The organism is Thermodesulfobacteriota bacterium, from assembly GCA_040757775.1.
In the GTDB taxonomy this organism is placed as follows: Bacteria; Desulfobacterota; UBA8473; order UBA8473; family UBA8473; genus UBA8473.
The window spans coordinates 13023-32311 of the sequence record JBFLWQ010000009.1 but is presented as its reverse complement, the minus strand read 5'-3'; the positions used below and the strand labels follow the sequence as shown (position 1 = coordinate 32311).

At 41.3% G+C, this 19289-nt stretch carries 20 protein-coding genes; 10 read left to right on the top strand and 10 right to left on the bottom strand.

Annotated elements, in window-relative coordinates; genetic code table 11:
• Nucleotides 1-10 precede the first annotated feature (10 nt).
• Both tolQ and AB1401_07375 read right to left on the bottom strand, forming a co-directional pair.
• Nucleotides 11-781 carry a protein TolQ gene (gene tolQ / locus AB1401_07380; protein MEW6615269.1) on the bottom strand — a complete coding sequence of 257 codons (771 nt, stop codon included), beginning with the start codon at nucleotides 779-781 and terminating at the stop codon, nucleotides 11-13.
• 82 nt (nucleotides 782-863) lie between these two features.
• Complete coding sequence (locus AB1401_07375; GenBank protein MEW6615268.1) at nucleotides 864-2639, bottom strand: N-acetylmuramoyl-L-alanine amidase; 1776 nt, start codon at nucleotides 2637-2639, stop codon at nucleotides 864-866.
• A gap of 482 nt (nucleotides 2640-3121) precedes the next feature.
• Between AB1401_07375 and AB1401_07370 the strand changes: the two genes are divergently transcribed.
• The 3 genes from AB1401_07370 (at nucleotide 3122) to AB1401_07360 (ending at nucleotide 4212) form a co-directional block, all read left to right on the top strand.
• Nucleotides 3122-3319 carry a hypothetical protein gene (locus AB1401_07370; protein ID MEW6615267.1) on the top strand — a complete coding sequence of 66 codons (198 nt, stop codon included), beginning with the start codon at nucleotides 3122-3124 and terminating at the stop codon, nucleotides 3317-3319.
• The gene (locus AB1401_07365) at nucleotides 3300-3716 is read left to right on the top strand and encodes a nucleotidyltransferase (GenBank protein MEW6615266.1); all 417 of its coding nucleotides are present in this window, start codon (nucleotides 3300-3302) and stop codon (nucleotides 3714-3716) included. The genes AB1401_07370 and AB1401_07365 overlap by 20 nt, the downstream gene beginning before the upstream one ends.
• 139 nt (nucleotides 3717-3855) lie before the next feature.
• Nucleotides 3856-4212: a DUF2007 domain-containing protein gene (locus tag AB1401_07360; GenBank protein ID MEW6615265.1), complete on the top strand. Its 357-nt coding sequence runs from the start codon at nucleotides 3856-3858 to the stop codon at nucleotides 4210-4212.
• Between the two features lie 65 nt (nucleotides 4213-4277).
• On the opposite strand, the gene AB1401_07355 is transcribed toward AB1401_07360, so the two are convergent.
• Nucleotides 4278-4838 carry a manganese efflux pump MntP family protein gene (locus AB1401_07355; protein ID MEW6615264.1) on the bottom strand — a complete coding sequence of 187 codons (561 nt, stop codon included), beginning with the start codon at nucleotides 4836-4838 and terminating at the stop codon, nucleotides 4278-4280.
• A gap of 51 nt (nucleotides 4839-4889) precedes the next feature.
• Nucleotides 4890-5339, bottom strand: coding sequence for an NUDIX hydrolase (locus AB1401_07350; protein MEW6615263.1), 450 nt, complete (start codon nucleotides 5337-5339; stop codon nucleotides 4890-4892).
• Between the two features lie 186 nt (nucleotides 5340-5525).
• Between AB1401_07350 and AB1401_07345 the strand changes: the two genes are divergently transcribed.
• From AB1401_07345 to AB1401_07315, 7 genes are all read left to right on the top strand, one after another.
• The gene (locus tag AB1401_07345) at nucleotides 5526-6044 is read left to right on the top strand and encodes a hypothetical protein (GenBank protein MEW6615262.1); all 519 of its coding nucleotides are present in this window, start codon (nucleotides 5526-5528) and stop codon (nucleotides 6042-6044) included.
• 45 nt (nucleotides 6045-6089) lie between these two features.
• Nucleotides 6090-7319: a bifunctional phosphopantothenoylcysteine decarboxylase/phosphopantothenate--cysteine ligase CoaBC gene (gene coaBC, locus AB1401_07340; GenBank protein MEW6615261.1), complete on the top strand. Its 1230-nt coding sequence runs from the start codon at nucleotides 6090-6092 to the stop codon at nucleotides 7317-7319.
• Complete coding sequence (locus AB1401_07335; GenBank protein MEW6615260.1) at nucleotides 7312-8115, top strand: uracil-DNA glycosylase; 804 nt, start codon at nucleotides 7312-7314, stop codon at nucleotides 8113-8115. The genes coaBC and AB1401_07335 overlap by 8 nt, the downstream gene beginning before the upstream one ends.
• Nucleotides 8116-8223: 108 nt before the next feature.
• On the top strand, nucleotides 8224-9528 hold the full coding sequence (locus AB1401_07330; GenBank protein MEW6615259.1) for a nodulation protein NfeD: 1305 nt from the start codon (nucleotides 8224-8226) through the stop codon (nucleotides 9526-9528).
• A gap of 31 nt (nucleotides 9529-9559) precedes the next feature.
• Complete coding sequence (locus tag AB1401_07325) at nucleotides 9560-10312, top strand: slipin family protein (GenBank protein MEW6615258.1); 753 nt, start codon at nucleotides 9560-9562, stop codon at nucleotides 10310-10312.
• Between the two features lie 136 nt (nucleotides 10313-10448).
• Nucleotides 10449-10883 carry a lipocalin-like domain-containing protein gene (locus AB1401_07320; protein MEW6615257.1) on the top strand — a complete coding sequence of 145 codons (435 nt, stop codon included), beginning with the start codon at nucleotides 10449-10451 and terminating at the stop codon, nucleotides 10881-10883.
• A gap of 196 nt (nucleotides 10884-11079) precedes the next feature.
• Nucleotides 11080-12423, top strand: coding sequence for a cyclic nucleotide-binding domain-containing protein (locus AB1401_07315; GenBank protein MEW6615256.1), 1344 nt, complete (start codon nucleotides 11080-11082; stop codon nucleotides 12421-12423).
• Nucleotides 12424-12569: 146 nt separating this feature from the next.
• On the opposite strand, the gene AB1401_07310 is transcribed toward AB1401_07315, so the two are convergent.
• From AB1401_07310 to AB1401_07285, 6 genes are all read right to left on the bottom strand, one after another.
• The gene (locus AB1401_07310) at nucleotides 12570-13868 is read right to left on the bottom strand and encodes a nucleotide sugar dehydrogenase (GenBank protein MEW6615255.1); all 1299 of its coding nucleotides are present in this window, start codon (nucleotides 13866-13868) and stop codon (nucleotides 12570-12572) included.
• A 63-nt stretch (nucleotides 13869-13931) separates the two neighbouring features.
• Nucleotides 13932-14585 (bottom strand): SPOR domain-containing protein, encoded by a 654-nt coding sequence (locus AB1401_07305; protein MEW6615254.1) that lies wholly within the window; start codon nucleotides 14583-14585, stop codon nucleotides 13932-13934.
• 13 nt (nucleotides 14586-14598) lie between these two features.
• Nucleotides 14599-16269 (bottom strand): arginine--tRNA ligase, encoded by a 1671-nt coding sequence (argS, locus tag AB1401_07300; protein ID MEW6615253.1) that lies wholly within the window; start codon nucleotides 16267-16269, stop codon nucleotides 14599-14601.
• A gap of 150 nt (nucleotides 16270-16419) precedes the next feature.
• Nucleotides 16420-17652 carry a radical SAM family heme chaperone HemW gene (gene hemW, locus AB1401_07295; protein MEW6615252.1) on the bottom strand — a complete coding sequence of 411 codons (1233 nt, stop codon included), beginning with the start codon at nucleotides 17650-17652 and terminating at the stop codon, nucleotides 16420-16422.
• A complete protein-coding gene (locus AB1401_07290; protein MEW6615251.1) occupies nucleotides 17649-18830 on the bottom strand; it encodes a metallophosphoesterase in 1182 nt (393 codons plus the stop codon). Before AB1401_07290 ends, hemW begins: the two co-directional genes overlap by 4 nt.
• Nucleotides 18831-18881: 51 nt before the next feature.
• Nucleotides 18882-19259, bottom strand: coding sequence for a GIY-YIG nuclease family protein (locus tag AB1401_07285; protein MEW6615250.1), 378 nt, complete (start codon nucleotides 19257-19259; stop codon nucleotides 18882-18884).
• Nucleotides 19260-19289: the final 30 nt, after the last annotated feature.

The following is a 19289-nucleotide window of genomic DNA, read 5'->3' as shown; positions in this document are numbered from 1 at the left end:
GAAAAGTTATTTAATCTACTTTTCTAAAGAGATGCCTCTCTATTATATTGAGAAACTCCGAAGAAAAATTTTCCATATCCGAGGTTAATATCCTGATTTTGTTGAGATAATAATTGTATGCTACAACTGCAGGTATAGCAGCGGCTAACCCTGCAGCTGTGGCTATTAATGCCTCGGATATACCTGGTGCAACAACGGCTAAACTGGCAGACCCCTTAATCCCTATACCCTTAAATGCATCCATTATACCCCATACCGTTCCAAAGAGCCCTATGAAGGGAGAGGTATTTCCAGTGGTCGCTAAAAACGGAAGTGCCCTCTCTAACTTGTTTGTTTCGGAGGTTACTGCCTGGTTCAATGCCCTGCTGATATTGTCAACCCCTCCCAGTTCCGTACTTATTGAGGTAACATCACCGGGGGTCCCTCTCACTGCTGAATCAGACTTAGCCTTGTTCAGTTTGCTCAATTCAACATACCCGGCTCGGAATACTTCTGCGATTGGACTGCCCTCAATCTTCTTTGACTCTCCAAAGATGGTGAGGAGTTTTTTGTTCTTCCAGAAAAACTCCAGAAACTTTTTAGATTCTCGATCTGCTCGGCGTAACAATCTGAATTTTGAAAAGATTATAGCCCAGGACACTATAGAGAAGGATAGTAAAATCATTAAAACAAACTGGACCATGGGACCAGCATTGAGAACTATATCGCCTACCCCTCCTTTTAAAGCCCTGTCTAAATATCCAGGAACAATATAACTGAGTAATGCTGCTATGTTATTCACCCATTTCTCCTAGTTATTGAATATACATTAATCCTATTTAATTTATCGTCCTGTGTCAATGGATTTTTCCCGACGGAGCAAATCAGTATGCGGCAACCTTTATCCCGTCAATATATCCTCTGATGCCTGTGAATATAGAAGATGCCAGTCTTTCAAGGTATTCAATATCCTTAAGCCTCTCTTCTTCTATCTTATTGCTGATAAAGGAAACCTCCACCAGGATACTTGGCATTTCAGCACCGATGAGCACATAGAAGGGAGCCTGTTTAACCCCGAGGTCTCTAATATCTGAATATTCAGTTTTGAGTCTCCCTGTTAAAGACTTCTGAATATGTCCAGCAAGGACGCTGGATTCATTGATCTTTGAGTTCAGCATAAGGTCCCGTAATATCGCCTTAAGATCACTCATCTTCTTGGTGGATGTAGCGTTTTCTCTGGCTGCCACCTTCATTGCCTCTTCGTCCGCTGAAAAGTTCAAAAAGTAGGTTTCAATACCATGGGCATCTTTATTGGGACTTGCATTGGCATGAATGGATATAAACAGGTCTGCCTTCTGGGTATTAGCAATAGCAGTCCTCTCCTCCAGGGGAATGAACCTGTCATCTTTTCTGGTTAAGACCACTTCACAACCCAATTTCCCCCTGATTATACCCTCCAGTTTCCTGGCGATCTCTAAAACCACATCCTTCTCTCTAAGCCCGGAAGGTCCGATTGCACCAGGATCATGCCCCCCATGTCCCGGATCGATAACGATCTTACCAATACCAAGGCCCAGTTGTCGGCTTAAAGACAGTGATTTGGTATCCCCCGGCGTCAGATGTTCTTCCCTTGATGCGGAGCCCTGTCCTATTACATCAATGACTATTCGAAAGGGGTCCTCCATGGGAAGTATCTTATAGCTTTTAATACTCTCAATATCCAGCACCACACGCACACAGTCCTTCGTATACTGTCCGGCTCGGACCATCTTCAAAAGGCCGTCTTGAATGGGAATTGGCTGATTTAATTTTGGGCTGATCCTGGTATTGAAGAGGTCGATATACAAACGTTTAGGCTTTTGGATTGAAGGGTCTCCCTTCAAGAGGCGATTGTAATAGGAAACCTTCTTGTCTATATTAATAACAATTCTGGTATAGTTTGGATTAGACCAATATCTTATATCAGTAACGAGTCCAGAGTCTTCACCTTTAGACAGGGATGATGTAATTTCCTCTTCTTTTTTAGTGCTTTTTACTGTATTCTCACCTTTAGGCAGAGACGATGTGATTTCGTCTTCTTTTCTGGTATCTTTTATTGTACCCTCGCCTTTGGACAGCGACGATTTTTTAGATACAATAGTTGGTTTGAACTGTTTGAGTCTATCCAGGCTTATTCCTGCCTTCCGCGTTACGTTACCCTTTGGAAAGTTAGAGATAACCTTAGAGTATTCAATATATGCCTTTGATTTATCATTCTTGTATTTCTCATAAATCTCAGCGATCCTGAACTGGGCATCGTCTGCCAGTTTACTCTTCGGGTAACTTTCCATCATTTTTTGATAAAGCTGTGCTGCTTCATCAAGATCAGCCCCTCTAGCTGAATAGCCGTATAGAGATTGATAGACCTTTCCCTCCATGTACATGGCATCACCAGCCCTCGAAGCCTTTGGATATTTTTTATAGATATTTTTAAATTTTCTGGCGCAATAGATCCAGTTAGTCCTTGATATTCTCTTTACTTTTGAAATTTCGAGAGATTTGAATGCCTGATAAGCTTCCTGATACTCCCTTTCGCCAGCATCTGCGAAGGCATGAGATATCAGGATGAGAACTATTAGAAGAGAACAGGGTATACTGGTGGCAATAATCTTCTTTATCATAACATTTATCGAGACCTTTGAAAAACTCGCTTTCAGTCATTGCGAGGCGTCTACACGCCGTGGCAATCTCTTTGGTAATTAACACGTTATGAGATTGCCTCATCCGCCTCTGGCGGATTCGCAATGACAAATTGGGCAGCTTACTTGCTGATTCAAGATTGCCCATTATAATACCTGGACGACCCCTCATTGTCAAATTGTTTTTGTAAGGTGTTTTTGTAAGGCAGCAGAAAACCTGAAAGGCTGCAAACCTCTCAAATGGGTTATTAGCACTTATTATGCCAGACTTACCGCTATTATGAAGAACATTTAAATCAAATGCGGGAGTCATTCCTATACCTTCCTGAATAATCTTTGACTTCCATTATCAATAAGTATAAAATTACACATATTTTTCCAATAGTAATGTGTGTCAGCAGGGTAATTAAGTATTACGTATATTATTGCAATGAATTTTTAATAAACACTGGAGAAATTTTAAGATGAGCATGAATAGAAAATTGGTAAAGAAAATTAATATGAGTGAAGATACAGATGATGGACATGTTCAAGCGGAAAAGAATGAATTAATCTCAATGATTTGGGAAATCACGAAGGATAATTGGGCATTTGTGAGAGGGCAAGATGCTAAACGAAGATTACAAAGAGATGTTGCGACTATTGTTAGAAGAACAAGTTGATTTCATGATTGTCGGTGCATATGCTTTAGGAACTCATGGATATCCGAGAGCTACCGGGGATATCGATATTTGGGTAAAACCCAATAAAATAAATTCAAAGAAATTATACAAAGCATTAGCACGATTTGGCGTTCCTCTTGGTCAAATTCAAATCGATGAATTTTCAACTGAAGGAATTATTTTCCAGATCGGTGTGATTCCTCGTAGAATTGACATCATCACGAAGATTGATGGGGTTACATATGAAGAAGCTGATGAAGATAAAATTATTGTTGAAATTGAAGGTTTAAAAATACCAGTTATATCTTTAGAAAAGTTCATCAGAAACAAAATGGCGACAGGAAGAGAAAAAGATGAACTTGACATAAAAACATTAACAAAAAAGGGGAAATCATAACCTTTCACTGGTGCGGACGCAAAACAGCCGCGCCGCACAGTTCGGGTGTGAGCCTGTAGAATAAGTCCATTTTTAAAATCTATGGACTGAGTGAAGATGAGATAAGGATTGTGGAAGGCATGATAAAGGAGTAACTCTTGTGAAGTATTGCCCTGATTGCGGTTCGGAGTATTTTGATGAAGCCGATATGTGCAGCGACTGTAATATCAGGCTCGCAGGTGAGAATGAGTACCTTAAGAGAAAAGATGCTGAAGATGCTGAATTGAAGAAATTATACAAGCTCTCCAGGGTGTGCGTATTAGAAAACAGATTTGAGGCAGACGTGATTAGCGATGCCCTCGAAAAAGAGGGTATTACATTTATTGTCAGGGAATTCAGGGATACTGCATACAATGGTCTCTTCACCCCTCAGTTAGGCTGGGGAGAAGTCATGGTTTTTGATGAAGAAACAAAAAAGGCGGAAGAAATAATAGATAATATCAAGAAAGAGTATTGAGAAAGAAAAAAAGCGATACTGATGATATTTATTGTTTCTTTTGTCAGGCGTATAGATTGTACGAGTCACAGAACTAAGTGTTCCAAAAGTATTTTCATCCCGATACAAATCAAGGTAACACCTCCTATAATTTCAATTTTATTCTCAAAAAGATGCCCATACTTATCTCCAACAAAAACACCGATGAACGACAGCAGGAATGTTACCATTCCGATTACTATTATTGGAGTTACAATGAAAACCTTTAAGAGACCAAAGCTTACCCCAACTGCAAGGGCATCGATACTGGTAGCAACAGATAACATCAGCAGAACAGAAGTATTCAGCGGGTTAGTTTTCCTTCCCTTTGTCCCTATCTTTCTCGATTCATAAATCATCTTGCAGCCAATGAAACAAAGAATCGCAAAGGCTACCCAGTGGTCAACACCTGAAACAAGATTTATCATGCCAAGCCCTGCTGACCACCCGATAAACGGCATAACCGCCTGGAATGATCCAAAAAATACAGCAATCTTTAAGGCACCATTGGCTGTCAGATGTCTTATTGCTCCCCCACTTGCAATGGATACAGCAAGGGCGTCCATTGCTAATCCAAGCGCTATGAATACAATTGTAATCATGTGCATATTGGGTTACTTTCTTACGGTAAACAACAAGAAACCTACTCCAGGATGCATCTATGTTGTAGAAGCAAGGAGTTGGAAATAATCCTGCAAAATCTGAGCATGATCAAATGCCAAATCCTCTGGCAATGTCTCTTTGGTAAACACACCAACTTCTTTTGCATCATCATCAGCCTTTGGTTTTCCCTCAGCCGAAGCGATATAAACAGTTGTTACATTATGACTTCTCAAGTCTCTCCGTGGGTCTGAATAGGTATGCAGCTGTCTCTTTAAAACAACATCGAGGGAGGTTTCTTCTTTTGCCTCCCTTATTGCTGCGTCCTCCAATGACTCGCCGTAGTCAACATAGCCCCCTGGCAATGCCCATGCAATTGGCGGATACTTCCTCTTGATCAAGACAATCCCCTTCTCCAATTCTATAATGATATCGACCGTTAAAAAGGGGGACATTGGAACTTCAGCATCTTTCTTGCAGTGAGGGCATTTTATGGCTGCCTTTTTCATAGATATCCTTCCCAGTTACTAATTACCATGCTTTTCTATATACAGTCAATTCAAATACTACCAACCTTAACCCTACTGCCAATTCTGAGGGTTGTTTTTCTTTGACAAGCCAACAAATACATGCTACTTTAAGACAAAAAGCCGATCATACAAATCTCCAAAACAATAATTACAGAGGAGGATAATATGGATAAAAAAGGAACCGGATTTTTAAATGCTTCAAATAATTTAATAACACGTAATTTATCCCTTCTTATATCAGCAATTATAATGATTGTCAGCCTGATTTTACTTCCAGGCTGCGGCACTACACTTAAAGATGTAAGTTCATCAGGGGAGAGTACTGATGTAAAGCTTTTAAAGCCCCAGTCTCTCCCGGTATACTATGATTTTGAGGATATATCTATTCCCCCGGAGCTTACGCTGGATAAAGAGAAGTCATTTATTTACGAAACATCCGCATTGAAAACCGGGATTCTGGTATTCAAGGGGCGTATCGATGTCTCTTCCCTGGTAGCGTTCTTTCAGGAAAATATGAAAAAAAACAACTGGGTCTTTATAAACAGCTTCAAGTATAAAGGCTATATCCTGAACTTTCAAAAAGAAGATAAGAGCTGTTTAATCACTTTATTCGACAGGGCATTTAATACCATAGTCGAAGTTAGAGTTGGCCCCCTGCATGGAACAGTAGAAGAACCTAAATAGCAAGTATTGAGCTATAATCTTCTGGGAAACTTGGAGGAGAACTACATGCTAAAAGACAGAAAGATTGTCCTGGGTATTACAGGGGGTATAGCGGTATATAAGGCGGTGGAACTGGTAAGAAGGCTTGTAAATCTTAATGCCGAGATCAATGTAATAATGACTAAAAGCGCTCAGGAGTTTGTTACCCCTTTAACTTTTCAGACGCTCTCCGGCAATAGGGTAATCACAGGATTATTTGACCTTCTGGAAGATTCGAAGATTGGACACATAGCTATAGCGCAGTGGGCGGATATTTTTGTTATTGCTCCGGCAACTGCTAATATTATTGGAAAGATCTCAAGTGGTATAGGAGATGACTTTCTGTCAACATCTGTAATGGCAACCAAAGCCCCTGTCCTGATAGCACCTGCAATGAATACCAATATGTACGAGAATCATACAGTTCAACGCAATATAAATACTTTAAAGTCTCTTGGCTGCCACTTTGTTGAACCTGCTTATGGAGGGCTCGCCTGTGGAACAGAGGGGCAGGGTAAGTTAGCCGAGGTTGATGATATTATTGAAGAAATGGAATCCATACTATCTAAAAAGGACCTTTCAGGAGAGAGGGTTCTGGTTACTGCCGGTCCAACCACAGAGTTTATTGATCCCATAAGGTTCATTACTAACCGCTCTACAGGAAAGATGGGATATGCAGTAGCCAGAGTAGCCAGGAGAAGAGACGCTGAAGTTACTTTAATAAGTGGTCCTTCTATGTTGCCTGTTCCTCAAAACATAAAATTCTTTTCAGTTAAGACGGCTTTAGAGATGAGAGCCGCTGTCCTTGACAGTCTGGAGGGTTCCACTATCGTGATTAAGACGGCTGCGGTAGGTGACTATAAGGCCAAGGAAGTCTGTTCAGAAAAGATAAAACGGGAAAGGGCAAATCTTATATTGGAATTGGAAGAAACCCCGGACATACTGTCAGAGATCGGGAAGAAAAAGGGGGATAGAATTCATGTAGGGTTTGCTGCTGAGACAGAAGACTTAATAAACAATGCAAGAAGTAAACTAAAAAATAAAAACCTCGACTTGATTGTAGCCAATGATGTATGTATGGAAGGGGCAGGCTTTGAGTCCGATACTAATATAGTTAAGATACTGGATAGAGAGGGTAAGATAGAGGAATTGCCGTTGATGAGCAAAGAAGAGGTGGCTGAAAAGATACTTGACAGAGTTGTGAAAATTAAGACTAAAAAATCAAAAAACCTGAGTAAAAGAACCAGCAATGATTAGTCAAAAAAGTCTGCTTCAAGATTTCAGGGAAATCGTACTTGATCTTAGAGAATATCTGAATTACCAAAAGGATATAGGCATCGAAGGGTTCCCAACCTTTCCTGAAAGGACAGATAGCGCAGGCAAGCATAGAGTTTTAAGTAGTCATGATTCAGGCATTGGAATTTGTGAAGACCTGTCGGCATCTGCCTGTGGCAGACAGGCAGGCAATTTGATGATTTTGGAAGCTATCAGGGAAGAACTTGTTGGTTGTAAACGCTGTAAGCTCCATTCCGGCAGAAGAAACATAGTCTTTGGGACAGGCAACGAGAGTGCCAAATTGCTCTTTGTGGGAGAAGGGCCTGGTCAGGATGAAGATATAAGAGGAGAACCCTTCGTAGGTAAGGCTGGTCAGCTACTTACAAGGATTATAAATGCAATAAATTTGAATCGAAAAGAGGTTTATATAGCCAATATAATCAAGTGCCGTCCGCCCGGAAATAGAAACCCTGAGCCGGATGAAATAAAGGCATGCGAGCCATTCTTAACCAAACAAATCCAGGCAATCAAGCCTGAGATTATATGTGCCCTGGGTACATTTGCTGCGCAAACCCTGCTTAAAACGAACGAAAAAATCTCTAAACTGAGGGGGAGATTCCACAGTTATAGCGGGATTAAACTCATTCCTACTTATCACCCTGCTTTCTTACTCCGAAACCCCAATTTCAAGCGGTTTGTCTGGGAAGATATGCAGATGATTCAGAAAGAGTATCTATCAAGAGGGTTTAAGGGATCAAGGGGGCAGGGATTCGAGTGAGATGCTTGAACCCTAGAATCCTTTAATCCTCGAACCCTTTTCACCAGCTAAATATATTGTATAGGAATTTTCATTTTAAATAACTTTAGGCACATAACTTGAAATACCATGATTAATAGAAGACTTTACCATACCGTACTGCTAATAGCCCCCTTTATTGTTTTCTCACTATACTTAATTCCCTTTGCTTCAGCTAAAAGTCCTCATGTAAACGTTGCCAAAATAGATAGTATAATAAATCCAGTGGTTGTAGAGTTCATCGCAGAAATTATAGAAAGGTCGTCAAAGGACGGGGCAGAATGTTTAATCATCCAGCTCGATACTCCGGGTGGTCTAGACCTCTCAATGCGTAAAATAGTAAAGGATATGTTGAGTGCTGACATACCCATTATTGTATATGTTTCTCCCGGCGGGGCAAGGGCAGCATCAGCAGGAGTAATGATAACACTGGCCAGCAATATCGCCGCTATGGCTCCGGGAACAAACATTGGAGCAGCTCACCCCGTTACTATGGGTGGCCAAAAGATAGACAAGGAAATGGAAAAAAAGGTGGTAAATGATGCTGCGGCATATATCAAAAGCATTGCAGAAAAAAGGGGTAGAAATATCAGATGGGCAGAAGAGGCAGTGAGGAAGAGTGTATCCATTACTGAAAAAGAGGCACTAAAGCTAAATGTAATTGACTTAATAGCTCCAGATATTAAAACCCTTCTTGAGGAGATTAACGGAAAACAGGTTAAGACTGAAAAGGGCACCTTCACGTTGAATACAAAAAACGTAAAGCCTGTCTTCATCAATATGGGTATCCGTCACAATATACTTAATACACTGAGTAACCCTAACATTGCCTATGTCTTGATGATGATAGGGTTTCTAGGGTTGTATTTCGAGCTGGCACATCCTGGTGTTATCTTTCCAGGAGTAATTGGAGCTATTAGTTTAATCCTGGCATTTTTTGCCTTTCAGACCCTGCCCATAAACTATGCCGGAATCCTTTTAATAGTCCTGGCTATAATACTTTTTATTGCTGAAGTTAAGGTAACGAGTTTCGGGCTCTTAACCATTGGAGGTATTGCCTCAATGCTTTTAGGTTCTCTGATGTTGTTTGAATCCCCTGTCCCGTATTTGCGGGTATCATGGTCTGTGCTCATTCCTGTAATTCTAGGCACTTCAGCCCTGTTTATCCTCTCTGTAACCCTGGCATTCAAGGCTTATGTCTCCAAGCCTACAACCGGGATGGAAGGATTAATAGGGGAAATTGGGACTGCTAAAACAGAAATATTACAGGAAGGTAAGGTTTTTATACATGGAGAGCATTGGAATGCCTACAGCGATGAAGTTATTTCAGAGGGAGAAAAGGTTAGAGTTTTAAAGATGGACAATCTTAGGTTGAAGGTGGAAAGATTAGTTTAGTTTTTCAACACTTTGAAAAGGGAGGTTTTATATGATTGGATGGGTTGTATTGGCTGTTTTTCTGTTTATTATTCTGGCAAGTGCTGTGAAGGTGTTAAACGAGTATGAACGAGGTGTCATCTTTCGTCTGGGGAGGTTAATTGCCACAAAAGGCCCTGGATTGATAATCTTGATTCCAATTGTTGATAAGATGCAGAAGGTCAGTTTAAGGCTGGTTACTATGGATGTCCCTCCCCAGGATGTAATTACCAAAGACAACGTCTCAGTTAAGGTAAATGCTGTTGTCTATTTTCGGGTCATGGACTCCAATAAGGCTGTCGTAGAGGTAGAGAACTTCCTCTATGCGACCTCTCAGCTTGCCCAGACGACCTTGAGGAGTGTCTGCGGTCAGGTGGAACTGGATGAAATTCTATCGGAACGGGAAAAGATCAATCTGAGCCTGCAGGAAATCCTGGATCGCAGTACCGATCCCTGGGGGATTAAGGTAACGTTGGTTGAAATCAAACATATTGACCTGCCTGAGGAGATGAAACGTGCCATAGCCAAACAGGCGGAAGCAGAGAGGGAACGGCGGGCAAAGATCATTAATGCCGAGGGTGAGTATCAGGCTGCTCAGAAACTGATTGAGGCGGCAGCCCTTATGGAAACAGAACCCATGTCTCTGCAGCTTAGATACCTTCAGACCCTGAACCAGATTGCAGCAGAGAACAATTCAACAACCATTTTCCCTATTCCCATTGACCTGTTTAAACCGTTCTTGAAGCTGGTAGATAAAGAGAAGTAGAATTTTATAAAAAAGCCTATTTCTGCTACACTCGTTTTGTCGCTTAATAACATTGTTAGGCAAGCAGAGCGCAAACGAGGAAGGCTACGGGATTGCAACCAGGTTTTCTAGCCCATCAAGAAAAAGGAGGCTACCTATGGTCAAAGATAACTTTGTCGGCGTTTGGAAACTTGTTACATCCGAATTCAAGCGATCAGATGGAAGCACAGCATACCCTTATGGCAAGGAAGCCATTGGAATGCTCATCTATAATGAGCATGGGCATATGTCTGCCCAAATCATGAACCCGGACCGCCCGATTTTCGTATCTGGTAGCATTCGAAAAGGTACGGCGGAAGAAATCAAGGCAGCTTTTGATGGATACACGGCTTACTTCGGCATCTATGAAGTTGATGAGGAAGAAGGTACAGTCACCCATCGCGTCAGAGGCAGCCACTTTCCGAACTGGGTGGGTCAAGACCAGAAAAGGTTTTTCGAGTTTTCTGGCAATCGCTTGACACTCAAAACCCCGCCCATACCAGCGGCTGGCACGACAGTCACTGGAATTTTCGTTTGGGAGCGAGAAGTATAAGAAGCAGATACTGGGACAAGTCGAGCCAGAAAAGATAATACGTGTAACCTGTAAACAGATGGGAGTAAAAAGGGAGGATTTATTGAAACGGGGTGGCGGAGGTGAATAAAAACGCAACTAAGTCAAGGATAAAGATTTGACCCCATATCCACCCCCATATCCATCACCCAAATACGGAGTATAAACCGTGAAAGTAATGATTGCCGCATTAATATGGGGTTGTATTAGTGCTGTTTCTTTACCACTTGGCGCAATTATTGGATTATGGTCAAGTCCGTCAAAGAAGGTTACCTCATCTCTTATGGCATTTGGCGGAGGAGCGCTTTTATTTGCGCTTACCATTGAGCTTTTCTCCCATTCATTACACATTTCACATAATGCCCATGATGTCCGAATTATCCTGGCAACGATGATTGGTGCTATTTTTGGCGGCCTTCTCTTCGAGCTTCTCAACCAGCTTCTAAATAATAGAGGTGCCTTTCTTCGAAAGCCTTCACTCATAGAAAAACATATACTGAAGATCAAACGGGGCAGAGCAAGGAATATGATCCGGGCACTGAGCAAAATCGAGATTCTTCAGTTACTCCCAGCTGAAGAATTCGTTAAACTTATTCCTCATTTAAAGACCATGAAATTCCATGCCGGTGAAACGATTTTCAAGCAGGGAGACATCGCTTCGGAACTTTATTTTATTGTCAAGGGCAATGTTCAGATTATTCGCGAATCAGAGACAGATACCAAGTTAATTGCGGAACTTGGGGAGGGGAACACTTTCGGTGAGATTGCCCTCATTTCGGACATGCCCAGGACCGCCACCGTACGTGCAATAACAGATATCGAGACATGTACTATTCACAAGTCCGAGTTTGAACAATTGATAAAACACTCTCCTGCCCTCAGAGATGCCTGCAGCAGGATGATAAAAGAACGACTCTATGACATAGAGGCAAAAGACAGTATTCTGGTTGGGAAGGCTAAAGCCTGGGAAAAGAGTGCCCTGAGAAATCTGGCCAGGCTTACTATCCCTGTTACTGAAAGGGATCTCCACCATGAAATAAAGGAGCGTGCCAGCGGAGGTGCGGCTCTTGCCATCTGGCTAGGCATAGCGCTTGATGGCATTCCCGAATCTCTTGTCATCGGTATGCTTGTTGTTATTGCAGCGGCATCGGGTACCACGATAAGCTTAGCTTTTATCGTCGGTGTATTTCTTGCTAATCTGCCGGAAGCAATGTCAAGCGCTGTCACGATGAAGAGACAGGGCTCGAGTTTCATGAAGATCTTCTGGATGTGGATGTCCCTTTGCGTGATGACAGGCATGGGAGCCCTGATAGGAACTTTGCTTTTTCCGGCACATCCGGAAGGAGCTCTGCGATATTTTATTTCTGGAATCGAAGGGCTAGCTGCTGGAGCCATGCTTACCATGATTGCAGAAACCATGCTTCCTGAGGCCTTCGAGCAGGGAGGAGGCACTATAGTAGGTCTCTCTACTCTTGTCGGTTTCCTTGCCGCTCTAGGGGTAAAGATATTCAGCCTTTATTGATGTTGTGAGTTAGAGGGGCTTAATATTTATTTGGGGGCGTTATTGTTAATTACTTGATAGATACTGCTTGAAATTACTGGATTCCGGCTTCCGCCAGAATGACAAGAGAGAGGGTTTCCTGACTTTTTACGAGTTCATCAATATTGCTAGAGTCTGATTATCTTCTCTGTATTTATTCCTCTGGTTGCATTTCTTGTGTCAACTATGAGATTGGCATTTTTGGTAATCCATTGCCAATTATAGCCACTATGATCAGTAGTAATTACTACACAGTCCATTTTTTTCAATAGTTCTTCATTAATGACCACGGATGACATCTTAAGTTCATCGGTCTTTATAAATGGGACGTTGGGGTCATTAAATATTACTTCTGCCCCCTTTTCTTTGAGGATCTTTATTATATCCAGGGCGGGGGATTCCCGGATATCGTCGATGTCCTTCTTGTATGCCACCCCTAAGACTAAGATATTAGAGCCATTGACACTCTTCATGGATCTATTCAAACCATCTATTATTTTGTTGGTTACAAAGTAAGGCATTTCTGTATTTATCTCACCTGCTAATTCAATAAATCTTGCCCTATAATCCAGGGTTCTCAGTTTCCAGGATAGATAGGAAGGGTCTATAGGCAGGCAATGTCCGCCCAGTCCAGGCCCTGGATAGAAAGGCATATATCCGAAAGGCTTGGTAGCAGCAGCTTCGATAACTTCCCAGACATTCAATTTTAGTTTATTACATATAATGGCAACCTCGTTCACCAGAGCAATGTTAACGCTGCGAAACGTATTTTCCAGTAACTTTACGACCTCAGCGGTTTCTGTAGAGGAAACCGTTACTATAGTATCTATAACCTGCTGATAGAGAAGCTCAGCCACTTCAGTACATTTTGGTGTAATGCCTGCTACTATCTTTGGTGTATTTCTGGTCTTATAAAATTTATTACCAGGATCAATTCGTTCAGGAGAAAAAGCAAGGTAAAAATCTTCACCTACCTTTAATCCCGTCTCTTTGAGTATAGGCAGAATCAACTCCCTTGTTGTCCCTGGATAAGTAGTGCTTTCTAATACAATTAATTGTTTAGCATGGATAAATTTTGATATCTTATTGGCAGCATCCAGGATATATGAAACATCAGGGTCCTTTGTTTTGTTAAGAGGGGTGGGGACACAGATAGATATGGCATCTATATCCTTTAAAAGGGAATAGTCAAGGGTTGCGCGTAGCCTCCGACTCTGAACCAAGGGTATTAGTTCCTCTTTTTCAACATCACGTATGTAAGAACTTCCGCTATTTATAGCCTCCACCTTTCTTGGATCAGTATCTATCCCTGTGACGTCAAATCCCTCTTTGGCAAACTCAATTGCCAGAGGTAAACCTACATAACCAATGCCAATAACGGCAATTTTAGCAGTTTTACTCCTGATTTTTTTTAATAGCTCCTCCATCTTTATCCTTTCCTGATAATATTCTACTTATGACTTACGATTCACGACTTACATGCGAAAGCCTCACTCTGATACAAATGTGATATGGGTTGGAAGCCTTTCTTTCATTTCAATAGTTAAACCAAATTTTTTTGCCTTTTTAAGGTCTTGAAAATGGCCAACCCTCACCCTATGCCACATCCCCTTCATCGGTATATTTGATGAGACTATATATACAGGATAACCCTTTTTTTTCAGCTTATTCGCCATTTTTCTGGCATGTTCTTTCTTAGGAAATGCCCCAACCTGTACAGCATATCCTCTGAAAGATTTAGTGTTCTCTTTTACTTCTTTAGAAACTCTCTGTTTTATTTCCAACGGTTTCTTCTGCTCTAGCTGCTTTCCAGTTTGGGAGGGTTTCTTCTGTTCTACCTGTTTTTCAATTTGAGAGGATTTATTTGTCTTTTCAGTCTGTTCGGGAGGGATACCTTCTTTTTCAAGAAGAGTTTGATAGAAGGTCAATTCTATGTCGGAATGGTCTTTCCTCGGATTACTTTTCATCTTCGAGGGAATTCTATTTTTCCCATATTTTTCCACCCCTGTAGAGCCTTCAGCTCTTATCCCCCCCTGTTGGTTTTGAGAAAATCCTTTGCTTGCCGTAAAACCCAGCATAAATACAAGAACAAAGGCAAAGGTTATCCCTATTAACATAAAGGTCAAGAGTTTTTTAGTTTCCATCGTCCTTGTCTTATCACATTCTTTCAGGAGCATGCACACCCAAAAGGGTTAAGGCATTATTTAAAACTATCTTAATCATCTTCACAAGATACAACCTTGCCATGGTCAGGGGCAGGTCATCTGATAGTACCCTGTTCTTATTATAATAACTATGGAGATTACTGGCTAAGTCATTCAAATAAACTGTTATTCTATGGGGCTCCAGAGAGAAAGCACTTCCTTCTGTGACTTCAGGGTACCCCAATAGGTGTTTTATTAGCGTTAATTCCTGAGGTAGAGTTAAAAGGTCAATTGCCACATCTTCAAACCCTGGAATATTTAATCCTTGTTCCTCTGCAAACCTTAAGATGCTGCAGATTCTGGCATGCGCATATTGAACATAATAGACAGGATTTTCATTGTTCTGTTTTTTTGCCAATTCCAGGTCAAAATCCAGCTGACTGTCGGAACTGCGCATCAGGAAAAAATACCTGGCCGCATCCTTGCCCACCTCCAGCAATACCTCTTTTAATGTATCAAATTCTCCAGACCGAGTAGACATAGCCACCTGTTGGCCGTTTCTCACGAGGTTTACCAGTTGCACCAAGATGACTTTCAATATCTCTTTATTACCTCCCAGTGCCTGGATTACTGATTGCATACGTGGGACATAACCATGGTGATCTGCCCCCCAGATGTTTACAATCATATCAAATTTACGTTCCAATTTGTCTCTGTGATAGGCTATATCAGACGCAAAATAAGTAGGCTGACCATTAGCCCTTATCACAACCCTGTCCTTTTCATCTCCAAACGCTGTGGTTCTAAACCAGAAAGCCCCATCCTTCTGGTAGATATACCCCTTCTTTTTGAGCTCCTCAGTTACTTCTGATATTTTGTTGTTCTCAAAGAGTATTTTTTCACTAGACCATACATCAAATTTTACTCCAAAATTCCTTAAATCCTCTTTTATCCCCTCAAGAATAGAATCAGCGGCATAAACAGCAAAATCTGAGATAACTTCACTATCTGGTTTATCCAGGTATTTATCCCCTTGTTTAGCTATAATATCATTTGCTATATCGACTATATATTCACCCTGGTAGCACTCTGATGGCAGATCAATATCCCTGCCTAAGAGTTGGAGATAACGCAAGAAAACTGACCTTCCAAGGGTGTCCATTTGATTTCCTGTATCATTGATGTAATATTCTTTAACTACTTTATAACCTACCACTTTCAGGATATTTGCAAGGGCATCACCTACAGCAGCTCCCCTTCCATGCCCGATATGAAGGGGGCCGGTGGGGTTTGCACTGACAAATTCTACCTGAACCTTTTTCCCTTCCCCTGCTTCACTTTTTCCGTAACGATCCCCCAGTATTTCGATCTCCTTCAGGGAATTGCGCCAATAGTCATTGGTTATGAAAAAATTAATGAATCCGGGTCCGGCTATCTCTACTTTAGCCAAAACATTACCCTTATCTCTTATACTCTCAGCGATACTACTGGCAATCAGCCTGGGAGAACTTTTCTCCTCAGAAGCCAGAATCATGGCAACATTGGTAGAAAAGTCCCCATGTTCTTGAATCTTAGGGCTTTCCAACTCTATATCGGGAATAGATTTTATTCTCAGTAATCCCTTTCGAACACAATCAGACAAAGCGTTATTTATGATACCTCTTAACATATCTTTAATCTTCATCTTACCTGTTGTCCTGCCTCAAGATGTTAAAGGTTTTATTGAAGGCACCTACCTAATGCTGTGGAAGGTAGTAAGTAACACATAAGCCTTACATTGTCAAGTCAGGTTTGCTTTATAACAAGGTTGAGAATAAAGGCTTTACTAGTTTCCTCAAAAGAACTTTAAAAATACCTCATTGGAAAGCAAGATACCTTGAATGGTAAGTTTCAAATGCCCTTCGTCGATTGATATAAGGTTTTCTTTGAGAAGATAGGAGATAATACTGGCAAAGGTCTTTTCTAAAGGAATGTCGAACCTTTCTTCAAAATCATCAAGACTAATACCATCTAACCTCCGAAGCCCCAGAAAGATAGCCTCTTTTATTGCTGCTTCTCTGGTTAATTCTTCTCTCTCAATAACAGCAGTACCATTATTTGATAGTAAAGAGATGTATTCGTAAGGATTGGGAATGTTTTTCCACCTGATACCCCAATCCTTTTTATCTGACGTCTCTCTTAGATAAGAATGAGCCCCTGCACCAAACCCAAAATATTCTCTCAATGTCCAGTATCCTTCATTATGCAGGCAGCGGAAACCTGGTAACGCAAAATTTGATATTTCGTACTGTTCATATCCGGCTGCAGCAGCCTTTTCTTGAGCAAGCCTATACATTCTTATTTGGATACCCTCATCAGGCAAAGTGATCTTCCCTTTCCTTTGTAAATCATAGAAAGGGGTATCCTCCTCTATGGTCAGGTTATAGACGGATATATGTTCAGGCTTGAGAGACAGGGCACAGTTCAGGTCTCTTTCCCAATCAGCCAGGGTCTGATCAGGTGTACCGAAGATTAAATCAAGACCAATATTACTGAAACCAGAAGACCTTGCATCTTCAAATAGGTTAACAGCATCAGCAGAGGTATGGATCCGTCCCAGCTTTTGCAGGAATCTGTCTTGAAAGGATTGAACCCCTAAGCTCAACCTGTTAACCCCTATGGTATAAAGGGCATTAAGTTTCTCAATACCAGCGGTTTTGGGATTAACCTCCAGGGTTATTTCTACGTTAGAATTTGACGAGAATACAGACATAATCTTGTCAGTAACCCTGGCTATACTGTCAACGGAAAACAGGGAAGGCGTCCCTCCCCCAAAGTATATAGATGCAACCCTCCTTTTCACCTTTTCTAAAAATACTGATTCCTTTAACCCTCCTTTCTCAGGGTTACCCCTGAATGGTACTGTAAGGGGTTTGGTATAGCAGTCTATCTCTTTATCAAGGGCTTTTATATAATCCCCTTCGGGGATTGGTGACACAGTTATGGAATTGAAATCGCAGTAGGGGCATTTACTTATGCAGAAAGGAACGTGTACATATATTCCTGTATCTTCTTCTCTCTCCTTCAATTTCTGACACCATTTTGCTCTGTCTTTACATTCTCCAGTCTTATAACAACAATCTCAGGCGGAGATAGAAATCTGAGGGGAGGTCCCCAGGTGCCTGTGCCTCGACTGGCATAGAGCTTCCTGCCATTTACCTCAAAAAGCCCCCCCTGCAGTGGAAAGAAGATATGGGTTATAAGGTTAAAGGGAAACAATTGACCTTTATGGGTGTGCCCGGAGAGTTGAAGGTCAATGGGCATAAAGAGGGCATTTTCCCTGAAATTCCCGGGCTGATGACAGAGGAATACAGTAAAGAGATCAGGATTGCACCTGGAAAAGAGTCTGGAGATGTCCTCTCCTGCCCTGCTTTTGAACCTCTCGGCTGTAGGGTCGTCCAGTCCTATGAGGTTGATAATACCATTAAGGTTTACATATTGGTTGCGAAGGAGTTTAAATCCCGAATCTTCAGTGAACTCTACAGACCGTTCTATCCCTGCATAGAACTCGTGGTTTCCCGTAACGGCATATTTCCCGAATTTTGGGTTAATGCCCCTGAATTCTTCTGCCAGTCCCTTCATAGAATCCAGGTTCCCATCCACCAGATCCCCTGTGGAAAAAAGTATATCCGGTTCGATTTCTCTAATAATATGTATAACCTTTTTTAGCCTCTTTTCCCCTACGAGAACCCCCAGGTGAACATCGGAAATCTGGGCAATGACCAGCCCCTCCACATTTTCAGGTAATTTTGAGGTCTGAATACTGACTCTTGTGATACCTATATTCAATGCTTCAAAATAGGCATAGGTACAGATGCCCATTACAATTAATATTATTGAGAAGAACGTGGGATAACTCTCAGGTATAAATAGTGCCGGGCACCTTCCAAAAAATGCCCGGCTGATTAGTTTACCGGATATATTAATGAGGTCTACTCCCACATTTATCAAAAAAAGGTAGAGAACAAAACCTATCCAGAAAGATGAAACCAGTGTTAGAATATAGCCAACCCCTTCTGTGTGTTTGACCATTAATGTCCTGGAGAGAATCGGAGATGTTACCATGAGAACAATAAAGGCAATGATGGCTATTTTGACTATGCATGGAAAATCGGTTTGTGATATGATTTTTCGGTAGATATAAAAATGTACCAATCCGTAAACAGAAAAGAAGATGCTCAGAAAAATAATGAATTGATTATTCATGTTAGTACCAAATTATTAATACACATTGAAAAATTCAGCATGTCTGATTATCTAAGGAATACTATAGGGCAATTTTCTGAAATATGCCAGGTGGCTCTTGCATTTGCAGTCTGATGCTCCGAATCCATGAGCCAAGACTTCAGCACCTTCCATCTTAAAGACCTTCTGATTTAACTCGCACTCTGATAATAGTCCTTCAGCATAGACTTTCACATCTATGATTACAGCATCTTCTAAAAGATAATCTATATGCCAGTGTAGAGCCTTCTCTTTTCTTTTATGCCTACTTATTCTGGCATCCAGCCCTCTTTTAGCACTACCCGTATAGACGTAGTAACCTTTTTCAAACAAAAACCTGCCAAGTTTCCCTATCTGTAAGAACTTATCTGATGGCAGGTTAATTATAAGATTGTAAGTACCTTTATCCATGAAACCTTTAAACCGAATCTTTGCCCCTGA

Bases quoted from the DNA above. Each gene is read 5' to 3' on its own strand.
- AB1401_07375 (MEW6615268.1), bottom strand. From the start codon at position 2,639: ATGATAAAGAAGATTATTGCCACCAGTATACCCTGTTCTCTTCTAATA.
- AB1401_07370 (MEW6615267.1), top strand. From the start codon at position 3,122: ATGAGCATGAATAGAAAATTGGTAAAGAAAATTAATATGAGTGAAGAT.
- AB1401_07355 (MEW6615264.1), bottom strand. From the start codon at position 4,838: ATGCACATGATTACAATTGTATTCATAGCGCTTGGATTAGCAATGGAC.
- AB1401_07350 (MEW6615263.1), bottom strand. From the start codon at position 5,339: ATGAAAAAGGCAGCCATAAAATGCCCTCACTGCAAGAAAGATGCTGAA.
- AB1401_07345 (MEW6615262.1), top strand. From the start codon at position 5,526: ATGGATAAAAAAGGAACCGGATTTTTAAATGCTTCAAATAATTTAATA.
- coaBC (MEW6615261.1), top strand. From the start codon at position 6,090: ATGCTAAAAGACAGAAAGATTGTCCTGGGTATTACAGGGGGTATAGCG.
- AB1401_07335 (MEW6615260.1), top strand. From the start codon at position 7,312: ATGATTAGTCAAAAAAGTCTGCTTCAAGATTTCAGGGAAATCGTACTT.
- AB1401_07330 (MEW6615259.1), top strand. From the start codon at position 8,224: ATGATTAATAGAAGACTTTACCATACCGTACTGCTAATAGCCCCCTTT.
- AB1401_07325 (MEW6615258.1), top strand. From the start codon at position 9,560: ATGATTGGATGGGTTGTATTGGCTGTTTTTCTGTTTATTATTCTGGCA.
- AB1401_07320 (MEW6615257.1), top strand. From the start codon at position 10,449: ATGGTCAAAGATAACTTTGTCGGCGTTTGGAAACTTGTTACATCCGAA.
- AB1401_07315 (MEW6615256.1), top strand. From the start codon at position 11,080: ATGATTGCCGCATTAATATGGGGTTGTATTAGTGCTGTTTCTTTACCA.
- AB1401_07310 (MEW6615255.1), bottom strand. From the start codon at position 13,868: ATGGAGGAGCTATTAAAAAAAATCAGGAGTAAAACTGCTAAAATTGCC.
- AB1401_07305 (MEW6615254.1), bottom strand. From the start codon at position 14,585: ATGGAAACTAAAAAACTCTTGACCTTTATGTTAATAGGGATAACCTTT.
- argS (MEW6615253.1), bottom strand. From the start codon at position 16,269: ATGAAGATTAAAGATATGTTAAGAGGTATCATAAATAACGCTTTGTCT.
- AB1401_07290 (MEW6615251.1), bottom strand. From the start codon at position 18,830: ATGAATAATCAATTCATTATTTTTCTGAGCATCTTCTTTTCTGTTTAC.
- AB1401_07285 (MEW6615250.1), bottom strand. From the start codon at position 19,259: ATGGATAAAGGTACTTACAATCTTATAATTAACCTGCCATCAGATAAG.